This is a genomic window from Dictyoglomus sp. NZ13-RE01 (assembly GCA_002878375.1).
Lineage (GTDB): Bacteria > Dictyoglomota > Dictyoglomia > Dictyoglomales > Dictyoglomaceae > NZ13-RE01.
In genome coordinates this window covers 1-10,192 of the sequence record NIRF01000024.1, presented here as the reverse complement: position 1 = coordinate 10,192, position 10,192 = coordinate 1, and the positions used below count along the sequence as shown (strand labels likewise).

Genomic DNA, 10,192 nt, shown 5'->3' with positions numbered 1-10,192 from the left:
GCTACTATCCCATGAATTAGAACTCCTTCATAAATCCCTTTTGGCAACATGGTTATTAGCTTCTCGTTTACATAAACATTCTTCTTTAACCTGATAACAAAATTCATCCCTTTATCTTTTAGAAATTCCATCAGTCTTCTATATGTAAATTCTCTATCAAAGATAAAAACTGTCCCTTTTGGAATTAATGGAAGAAGTAAAGAGATACTTTCAATCAATTAGATATGTAAAAAATCTTCTAAATCTATTTACCAAAGCTTGAGTAGAGGAGTATTTAATGGGATTAACAAGGTTTAAAGATAAAGCTTGCTATGACTATAGTTTTCACCTCCCGGGGTTGGGATATGATATCTTTCTAATCTAATTCTAACCCTGGGAGGTTTTTCTTTTCAAAAAATGATTACAGGACAGTTAAAAGAACTCTTGACAAAAAGTTTGGGATAGGATATTTTATATATGAGCGAACGTTCGCCATAAAGCGGGAAAAATATAAATCCCGCAAAAAACTTTGAGGAGGTGAAAGTATGTGGCGAACAAAAAATTTTCTTCTTAAGGGGTTCACTTTATTCTTTCTTGCCCTATTTCTTCTAACACAAGGATTTGGGGCATCTTCAAAGGTCCAAATTCGTTTTACTTTCTGGGGTGGTAAAGAGGAAAAAACAGCTTATGAAGCAATGATTAAAGCCTTTAATGATTCCCAAAATGAAATTGAAGTTATTCCAGTACACATTCCAGATATGTATGAGGAAAAAGTCTTAACCATGATTGGAGCAGGGGATGTTCCTGATATTATAGCTATAGGAGGAGCTCATATTCCTGCTTTTGCAGCGAGGGGTGCATTGAGTTCTTTGGATAACTATATTTCTCGTATAAATACCGCTGCTTATTATAGAAAGGCTTTAGATGCTATGTACTGGGATAAAAAATTATATGGTTTACCCTTCCGTATGAATACAAAATTAATGGCATATAATCTTGATATGTTAAATGAGGCAGGAATACAACCTCCTTCTCCTGGAAAAGCTTGGACACCTGAAGAATATCTTGCAAATGCAAAAAAATTAACCATACCTGGAAAGAGATGGGGTTCAGGATTTCCTTGGTGGAATCAATGGTTATATCAATTTGGAGGAAGAGTATTAGATAGAGAAGGTAAGAGGTGTATGTTAAATAGACCTGAAGCTTTAGAATCTCTGAAATATGTATATGACTTAGTATGGGTACACGGGGCTGCGCCAAAACCAGAAGAAACAGGAGGTATGGGACCTATTGATATGTTTATGGCAGAAAAGGTAGCTATGTTCTGTGATGTAGGTCCTTACTTCATGCCTATTCTTACAAAGATTACAAAATTTAAGTGGGGACTTGCATTACAGCCAGGTAAAGGAAATTTTGGTGGTTCAGGAGAAATGGAGGTGGTAGGATTAGCTATTCCTGCAAAGGCACCCAACCCTGAAGCAGCTTTTACAGCTATAACCTTCCTTACTGCAGATCCAAGAGCACAAGATATTTTAGCTCTAACAAAGACACAAATACCAGGGAGTAAACGTTCAGGAAGTTTATTTGCAAAGCAATTCCCTGGTGCAGAATTATTTATTAAAGCCATAGACTTACAAGAACCTCAATTTAAGTCTCCTGATAGTCGTGCTATTGGAAGAGTCTTAGATGAACTTAGAGATTCGGTCTTAACAAGCTTCAATCCAAAATCTCCAGAAGTAGCCCTTAAAGAGGCATGTGAGAAAATTAATAAAATTTTAAAAGGAGGGGAATAAAGGATAAAGGGGAAGGGGGAAGATTTTAACCCCTTCCCCTTTAAAGAGATGAGTATGTTTAAAAAAATATTAAAGAATATAGAGGGTTATCTTTTCATTTCTCCTTGGATAATTGGCTTTTTTGTTTTTACTCTTGGTCCTATGGTGGCTTCTTTATTTTATTCCTTTACAAAATGGAATGTTTTTACAACTCCAGAATGGATAGGCTTTCAAAATTATCGAGATATTTTTAAAGATCCTTTATTTTATAAATCATTAAGAAATTCTTTTTATTTTACAATTTTAGCTGTTCCAAGTCAGATAACAGTGGCTCTTATTCTTGCTGTTCTTTTAAACCAAAAAATAAAAGGACAGCAAATATATAGGACTATTTATTATCTTCCTACAGTTGTTTCAGGAGCTTCTGTGGCTCTGTTATGGATGATGCTTCTAAATCCTACCACTGGACTTATTAATCGTATCTTAAGCTGGTTTGGAATTTCTGGACCTGCCTGGCTTTTAGATCCTAAATGGGTTATTCCAGCATTGGTCCTAATGAGTATTTGGGGAGTAGGAGGAGCCATGGTAATATTTTTAGCAGCTTTACAAGGAGTTCCTAAGGAATTATACGAATCAGCGGAAATAGATGGAGCAGGTCCTTTTAAACGTTTTATATACATAACTTTACCTATGATTTCTCCAGTGATATTTTTTAACTTTGTGATGGCTGTAATTGGTTCTCTTAAGGTATTTTCTCCAGCATATTTCATGTTTGGTTCTCAAGGAGGTCCCCAAAATTCCGCTTTATTTTATGTACTATATCTTTATGTTAATGCTTTTGTAGATTTTAAAATGGGATATGCTTCCGCTCTTGCTTGGATTCTTTTTATTATAATTTTATTAATTACTCTTTTAATATTTAAATCTTCTCCTTTATGGGTTTATTATGAAACAGAACTTAAGAAATGAGGAAGGTGGTTAAATGTATTTAAAATTTTTTAAGAAATTTCTTACAAGGTTAATTATCTATGCTATTCTTACAGCAGGAGCAATTCTTGTCCTTTTCCCTGTAGCATGGCTAATTTCTCGATCTTTTATGAGACTTGAAGATACAGCAAGAGATATATGGATTCCTAATCCTTTTACTTTAGAGGCATATATAGAGGTATTTACTCAACAACCTTTCTTTCGTTATTTATTGAATACTTCTTTTGTAACCTTTATGGGAGTTTTAGGAACATTATTATCTAGTTCGTTGGTAGCCTTTGGCTTTTCCTTTTTAAGATTTAAAGGTAGAGATTTAATATTTTTACTGGTTCTTTCTACAATGATGCTTCCTGGAGAAGTAACTATGATCCCAATTTATAGAATTTTTTATTTTTTAGGATGGATAAATACTTTTAAACCTCTTTTTGTTCCATCTTTCTTTGGGTCAGCTTTTTTTATCTTTTTACTAAGACAATTTTTTCTCACAATTCCGAGAGATTTGGTAGATGCAGCGTATATAGATGGAGCATCTTCTTTTAGAGTTTGGTGGCAAATCATTCTCCCTCTTTCTCGCCCTGCTCTTACAACAGTTGCGGTATTTTCTTTCTTAGGACATTGGAATGACCTTTTGGGTCCTCTCATTTATATTTCCAGTACAGAAAAGTATACTCTTTCTTTAGCTCTTCTTTCATATAAAAATCTATATTTTAGATATACAAATCTTTTATCTGCCGCAACTCTTATTTCCATCTTACCATGTATAATAATCTTTTTCTTAGCTCAGCGAGCTTTCTTAGAAGGTATAGTAACTACAGGTCTTAGAGGGTAGAGGAAAAAAGTAAAGTATGAAGAAGTTGGGGGCAGATGTATGCATATGATAGAACTACTATCTAAAAAAAGATTTAAGGCTATAATTTTTGATTGGGATGGCACTGCTGTGCCAGATCGTTTTTCTTCTGCTGAGTATTTAAAGGAACCCTTTCATCAATTATTAAAATTAGGTATTAAAATTGTCATTATTACGGGGACTAATATAAATAATGTATGGAGACAAGTTGGTCCTTGGCTGGATAGAGATTTAGCTTATAATTTATATTTCTGTACTAATAGAGGCTCTGAGGTTTTTCAATGGAAAGATGGAGATTTTATTACTTTGGAAAGAAGAGTTGCAACTTCTGAAGAGGAAGATAAACTAAATAGAATTGCTGAAACTTTTAAAAATGAAGTAAAGATAAAATATAATTTGGATGTAGATATAATCTACAACAGATTAAATAGAAGAAAAATAGATTTAATCCCTCTTCCAGAATGGGCAGATCCACCAAAATCAAAAATCGATGAGCTTCTTATAGCAGTAAATAAAAGATTAAAGGACCATAATGTTCCCTCTTTAAGCTATCTTATTAAGAGAACTAAGGAAATTTCCTTTGAAATTGGTCTAAAGGATCCAAGGATTACTAGTGATGTGAAACATATTGAGGTAGGACTTACCGATAAATCTGATTCCACAAAATTTGTTAGGGAAAAATTAGGGGTATTACCTGAAGAAATGTTAATATTAGGAGATGAATTTGGACCAATAGGAGAAGTAGATGGTAGCGATTATTTAATGCTCAATAAATATACTAAAGGAGCTACTTTTATATCTGTTGGAAAGGAACCTAATGGAGTACCAAAAGAAGTTATTCATATAGGTGGAGGACCAGAAAAATTTGTAGAAATATTATGGGAAGTTATAAAGAAGGAGGGAGAGCTCAACAATGTGGGAAATAGTGCAGGAAAGTTTTAATAGAAAAGATATAGGAAAATGGGAGACAGTATTCACCTTAGGGAATGGATATTTAGGAGTAAGAGGGGTAGAGGAAGAAAGCTGGAACCAGGAAGAGGTTGGTCTATTTATCAATGGGGTTTACAATAGACCACCTGAAGATGTTACAGAATTAGTAAATCTTGGGAATCCCTTTGAAGCAAATCTATATATAGATAAAAAGCCCCTTTCTTTTAATGAATACAAAAGGGTTCTTCATTTAGAAAATGGAATTTTGGAAAGATACGTTTCTAATGAGAAGGTAGAAGTAATTACAAGAAGGTTTGCATCAATGGCAGATAAAAATCTTTTACTTTGGGAAATAGAGATCACTGCAAAGGAAAATGTAGAAATAGAGCTTGATTCATTGATAAATACAGAAAGAAAGATTGGATATGACCATCTTATTAATATATATCAAGATGAAAAATTTTTGATTTTGAAGACGAAGGAATCAAATATTGAAATAGGCTTTCGTTTAGAACATGAAGGAGAAAATTTTAATGAGGAATCTTTGATATTAGAGGAGAGGAAAATTGGGAAAATTTTTCACACCTATTTAGAAAGAGGTAAGAAAGCAAGATTAAAGAAATACATATGGGTAACAGAAAACAGAATAGATGGAGAAAATCCCTTAGAAAGATTAAAGAGGATAGAAAAAGATGTAGAGATAGAGGAGAAACATAAAGAAAAGTGGAAAGCTTTGTGGAATAGAGCGGATATAGAGATAGAAGGGGATGATATCTCCCAGAGGAATATAAGATATGCCATATTTCAACTTTTGCAGATGGCACCATGGCATTCTTCTAAAGTGAGTATACCTGCAAAGGCATTAAGTGGGGAAGGATACAAAGGGCATATCTTTTGGGATAATGAAATTTTTGTTTTTCCCTTCTTTTTATATACATTTCCAGAGATAGCAAGAAATCTTCTTCTTTATAGATATCATTGCATAGAAGGATATAGAAAAAAAGCAAAGGAAGAAGGATATGAGGGGATCAGTATAGCATGGGAGAGTGCGGACACAGGGGAAGAGGAGACACCAAAGTGGGGAAAGGATGCAAAAACAGGAGAGAAAGTAAGAATACTTACAGGAGAGCAAGAGATTCACATTACAGGAGATGTAATGTGGGCATTTTGGCAATATTACTTAGTTACAGGCGATGAAAAATTTCTTTTTGACTATGGAGTAGAAATGTTTATAGAGAGTGCGAGATATTGGGTTTCCAGGGCAAGATACAATTCTTTGAGGGACACATATGAGATATTAAAAGTGATAGGACCTGATGAATTTCATGAAGAAGTAGATAACAATTATTACACAAATTATCTTGCGAGATGGAATCTATTAAAGGCGAAAGAAGTTTTAGAGCTTGTAGAAGTAAAAGATCCTGAGAAAGCAAAGGATATAAAAGAGAGAATAAAATTTAGGGAAGAAGAAAGAAGAATGTGGGAGGAGGTTGCGGAAAAGATATATCTCCCATCACAAGGAAAGTTTATAGAGCAATTTGAAGGGTTTAACAAATTAGAAGAAGTAGACGTGGAAGAGATAAAGAAAAGTGGGAAGCCAGCAGATGCCATATTAGGACATAGTGGAGTAGTAAAGAGTAAAGTAATAAAGCAGGCGGATGTAATTGCTCTATTTTTCCTCTTTTATGATGATTTCCCCACAGATCAAAAGATAATAAATTTTAAATATTATGAACCTTTGACAGTCCATTCTTCTTCTCTTTCACCATCTATGCATGCTGTGGTATCAGCCCGATTAGGGCTTACAGAGTTAGCATATGAATATTTCAAAAAAACATCAGAAATGGATTTATCAGATTTAATGGGAAATACAAAACTTGGTTTACATGCTGCAGCAATAGGTGGGACATGGGAATCCATAGTTTTTGGATTCTTGGGGATAAGAGTAGACGAGAAAGGTTTAAGATTTGATCCTAAACTCCCCAACAATTGGAAAAAATTGAAAATGAATTTACACTATAAAGGAAATATCTTAGAGCTTAATATAAAGAAAGTATAGGAGGCGATTTATTTCGCCTCCTAATCTTTTAAAGCTATTCTTTTTTATGTAAAGAGATTAATTTTTTACAAATATTTATAAAACTCCTTAGGATTTAGCTCTATAGAGTGTGGGAAAATATCATTTAAAAATCTTCTTACATCTACACAAAGGTGGCATTTCCCCACATATCCTTCTTGTTTTTTTAAAACCAAACTTTTCTGCATACTTCATAAGCCCATAGGGACCCTTTTCCACAAGGATTTCTACAAGGGGGAGTTTTTCCAGATCAAAATTATTGTAAAACTCTTCTAAATCCTTTATCTTACCCAAGGAAAGACCTCCACAAAAATATGGTATGTAATTTCCATATAAATCAAAATGGGCATGCTGAGATTCTAAGATCTCAAATCTGCAATTTTCTTCTCTAAAAACCTCTGCAGGATATCTCTTGAATAGGTGCCCTAAATAAAAGCCTGACCTTCCTCCTGGAATTAGGGCATATCCCTCCCAAAATATATATCCAGCTCCAGCTTTGCCATATAGTTCTACCCATTTCTCTAATGGAATTGGATTTTCTATATCTATCTTTGCAAGCTCTTTTATAAAATGATCCATATAGACAATTACATTCTTAGGGCCAAACACTTCTATGGCAACCTCAATAGCAAGGAGAGTTCTCTTCAAGGGAATTTTCTCCGCATGAAAGGGAGAACAGCTAATAAATATCTTGGGGAGCCCTTCAGATTTTAATAGGGAAAACTTTTCATAAACATCATTTTTATCTATACACCAGCTTGCATTTGTCTCAACATAACCCATATATACACCAAGCTCATGGGCTCTCTTTACTGCATAAAGAAGTAGGGGAAAATTCAAGAAGGGCTCTCCCCCTGCAAAGTGAATTCCATGAAAAAGAATATTCTTATTTCTTGGAGGTATGTAATCTTTCCAAATTTTTTTAATCCCTTGAAGAAGGATATCCAAATACTCTTTACTTATAAAATCGGTCCATTCTGGCCCACTTGCATAAAGACAATGCTTACATCTTGATGAACATTTATAAGTTAGTATTATTCCTGCAGAATCTATAGGATACAGCATACTTTCCCCCTTTGAAATAATGTCAATTGTGTTATTACTGATCTGGGCAAATAGGTATGGATAAATGATGTATAAGGGAAAGGATCTTTTTCCCCTTTATGGCTTGTTTATTAAGAATTTATCTCTATTTGTCAAGGGTGGTAACTATGTACATATCAATTGTCTTTCCAGGTGTTCTCACAATTGAAATAATTTTATAAAATGTTATAATTATGTATGGGATAATAAAAACTTAGAGTTTCATGGTTAATACCCTAAAAAGGGGAGGGATTAAGTATGAAAAAAATTTTTAAATTTTTATCCTTTTTAACCCTCTTAACTTTATTATTCCTTATAGCTGGATGTGCTCCACCATATCGAGCAGTTGTTACATACAAGGTACGTCCTGAGGTTGATATAGGAATTAGGAGAATTGCCATTATTCCATTAGATGAGCAGTACAGTAGAAAAATATCAAACATGCTTATTTCAAGTCTATCAGAGATGAAGTATTTTGAAATTTTAGAAAGGCAAAAACTTGATGCTATTCTTCAGGAGATGAGGCTTTCTTCATGGGGATTGGTAGATATTGAAAAGGCTGTAGAATTTGGAAAGCTTGCAGGAGTAGAAGGTATAGTATTAGTATCTTTAGACGACTTAAATATAAAAGATGTAAGAGGTGAAGAATTATATTATATCCCAAGTAAGAAATATAGTGATGTTACTTATAGAGTAATAGTTCCTACTATAACTCGTCAGGCTTATTTAAGCTGTTCCTTTAGAGTTATTTCAGTTGCTACCTCCCAAATTATTGTAAGCAGAACTTTCTCTCAAAAATTTGAAGAAACATACTATCAGGCTCCTTTACTCTATGGTGTTCCTGATGATGAAGTTAAGGATGTAATTTCGAGACTACCTTATGCGGTCCGAAAAAGTGAACCCCCAAAAGCAGAGGGAGAGATTTTTAACGATTTATCCCAGAAAATTGTTACTTCTATTGTAAAAACTATATCTCCATATTTTGTAAAATACATTGTAAATTGGGAGGATCTTAAAGTAAAGGAGCAAGAAAGGATTATTTCTTTATTGAAAGCGGATTTAGTAAAGGATGCTTTGGAAGAAATGCTTAAGTTGAGAAGCGTAATCGAGGCAAAGAAGGATAAAAAGTTATTAGCATCCTACTATTATGACTTGGGGATAATTTATGAAATTTTGGGAGATTTAAATTCTGCAAAGGACTGCTATATGCAGGCACTAAATCTTGATCCAACCAATAATCACATTAATACTGTAAAAAGAATTAACCAATTAATAGAAACTTTAGCTAAGTAATAGAGAACTTTCTAAAATTCCTCAGTAGGGGGGAGTTAGCTTTATTGTAAAAAAGAGATAATTATTTTAAAATTAATACCATGAATGAGGTTTCAAAAGAAAAGCATTTCTATACGGGATTAATTCATTACGGAAGAAGAGAATGGGATAAGGCATTAGAAGCTTTTAATCACGCCTTAAATTTAGATCCTAAATATGTGCCTTCCTACTGGGGAATTGGCTTAGTTTATACTAATATGGAGCGATATGATGAGGCAATAAACATCCTTGAAAAAATAGTTGATTTAGATCCAAGCTCTTTAGGAGTATATTTTTTATTAGGTTTTAATTATTTCAATCTAAATAAATGGGAAAGGGCATTAGAGTTCTTCCAAAAGGTAATAGATTTAAAGAAAGAGAAGAAAGAAGATAGCAGTGTATCTTTAATGATAAATTTTAATGAAGCGGATATATACTATTTTATTGGTTTAGCGTACCTTCATCTTGATAAATGGAGTGAATCCTTAGAGGCACTAAAAGAGGTAGTAAAATTAAAACCAGATCATATAGATGCTTACTATGGGATGGGAGTCGCATCATTAAATCTTAAGAATTGGGATGAAGCCAAAAAATATTTTAGAAAAGTGATAAAATTGGACCCAGATTTTACTCCTGCTTATTATGGCTTAGGTAGAGCTTATCATGAAAGTAAAATGTGGAGAAAAGCTATAGAAAGTTATAATAAAGTGGTGAAAAAGGATCCCGATTTTTTAGATGTATATGTGGATATTGGCATGGTTTATTTAGCAAATGAGAAATTCGATAAAGCAATTAGAATGTTCAAAAAGGTTTTAAAAAGGGATCCAAAAAATGGACCTGCCCACTATGGCTTGGGAATTGCATATTTTGAGCTGAAAAGTTGGATAGATGGCTTTTCAGAATTAATAACCCTATACAAAATTAACAAAAAATTAGCGGAAGCTCTTTTGGGATTTTCAATTTTTAAAATGTAATAAGAATTTCTCCCTGATCTGTAATCATTTTTAATCACCCCCAATCATAAGCACAATTCTTCCTTTCTTGCTTATCTTTAACCTCAATCTTAATATCTCAATTATTCTTAAGGCAAAATTTATGAAGCTTATTATTCCTCTCTTTAATTCCTCTTTTAATAACTTTATTCTATGCTCTCCCTTCTCTATTTTTGATGTTAAGTAAATAACTAACAATGCTCCCATAAATACT

The 10,192-nt window shown here is 33.3% G+C and carries 9 protein-coding genes and 1 pseudogene; 7 read left to right on the top strand and 3 right to left on the bottom strand.

Going from position 1 to position 10,192, the window contains the following annotated elements; translation table 11 throughout:
* Positions 1-218, bottom strand: a 218-nt coding sequence (locus CBR30_09515) for a hypothetical protein (protein ID PMQ00760.1), incomplete at its 3' end; no start/stop codon positions are given.
* 306 nt (positions 219-524) lie between these two features.
* Here CBR30_09515 and CBR30_09510 point away from each other — a divergent pair.
* Genes CBR30_09510 through CBR30_09490 form a run of 5 tightly spaced genes read left to right on the top strand, consistent with a single transcriptional unit; the run spans position 525 to position 6,574 of the window.
* Positions 525-1,772: a hypothetical protein gene (locus CBR30_09510; GenBank protein PMQ00759.1), complete on the top strand. Its 1,248-nt coding sequence runs from the start codon at positions 525-527 to the stop codon at positions 1,770-1,772.
* A gap of 48 nt (positions 1,773-1,820) precedes the next feature.
* On the top strand, positions 1,821-2,720 hold the full coding sequence (locus CBR30_09505) for an ABC transporter permease (protein ID PMQ00758.1): 900 nt from the start codon (positions 1,821-1,823) through the stop codon (positions 2,718-2,720).
* A 13-nt stretch (positions 2,721-2,733) separates the two neighbouring features.
* The gene (locus CBR30_09500) at positions 2,734-3,567 is read left to right on the top strand and encodes a sugar ABC transporter ATP-binding protein (protein ID PMQ00757.1); all 834 of its coding nucleotides are present in this window, start codon (positions 2,734-2,736) and stop codon (positions 3,565-3,567) included.
* 39 nt (positions 3,568-3,606) lie between these two features.
* Positions 3,607-4,527 (top strand): hypothetical protein, encoded by a 921-nt coding sequence (locus CBR30_09495; protein PMQ00756.1) that lies wholly within the window; start codon positions 3,607-3,609, stop codon positions 4,525-4,527.
* Positions 4,499-6,574 (top strand): kojibiose phosphorylase, encoded by a 2,076-nt coding sequence (locus CBR30_09490; protein PMQ00755.1) that lies wholly within the window; start codon positions 4,499-4,501, stop codon positions 6,572-6,574. The genes CBR30_09495 and CBR30_09490 overlap by 29 nt, the downstream gene beginning before the upstream one ends.
* 65 nt (positions 6,575-6,639) lie before the next feature.
* Here the strand turns inward: CBR30_09490 and CBR30_09485 are convergent.
* Positions 6,640-7,657: pseudogene (locus CBR30_09485) on the bottom strand (radical SAM protein).
* Between the two features lie 276 nt (positions 7,658-7,933).
* Here CBR30_09485 and CBR30_09480 point away from each other — a divergent pair.
* Both CBR30_09480 and CBR30_09475 read left to right on the top strand, forming a co-directional pair.
* The gene (locus CBR30_09480) at positions 7,934-8,968 is read left to right on the top strand and encodes a hypothetical protein (protein PMQ00754.1); all 1,035 of its coding nucleotides are present in this window, start codon (positions 7,934-7,936) and stop codon (positions 8,966-8,968) included.
* A gap of 80 nt (positions 8,969-9,048) precedes the next feature.
* On the top strand, positions 9,049-9,960 hold the full coding sequence (locus CBR30_09475) for a hypothetical protein (protein PMQ00753.1): 912 nt from the start codon (positions 9,049-9,051) through the stop codon (positions 9,958-9,960).
* 30 nt (positions 9,961-9,990) lie between these two features.
* Here CBR30_09475 and CBR30_09470 read toward each other — a convergent pair.
* On the bottom strand, positions 9,991-10,192 hold a 202-nt coding region (locus tag CBR30_09470; GenBank protein PMQ00752.1), incomplete at its 5' end, for a hypothetical protein.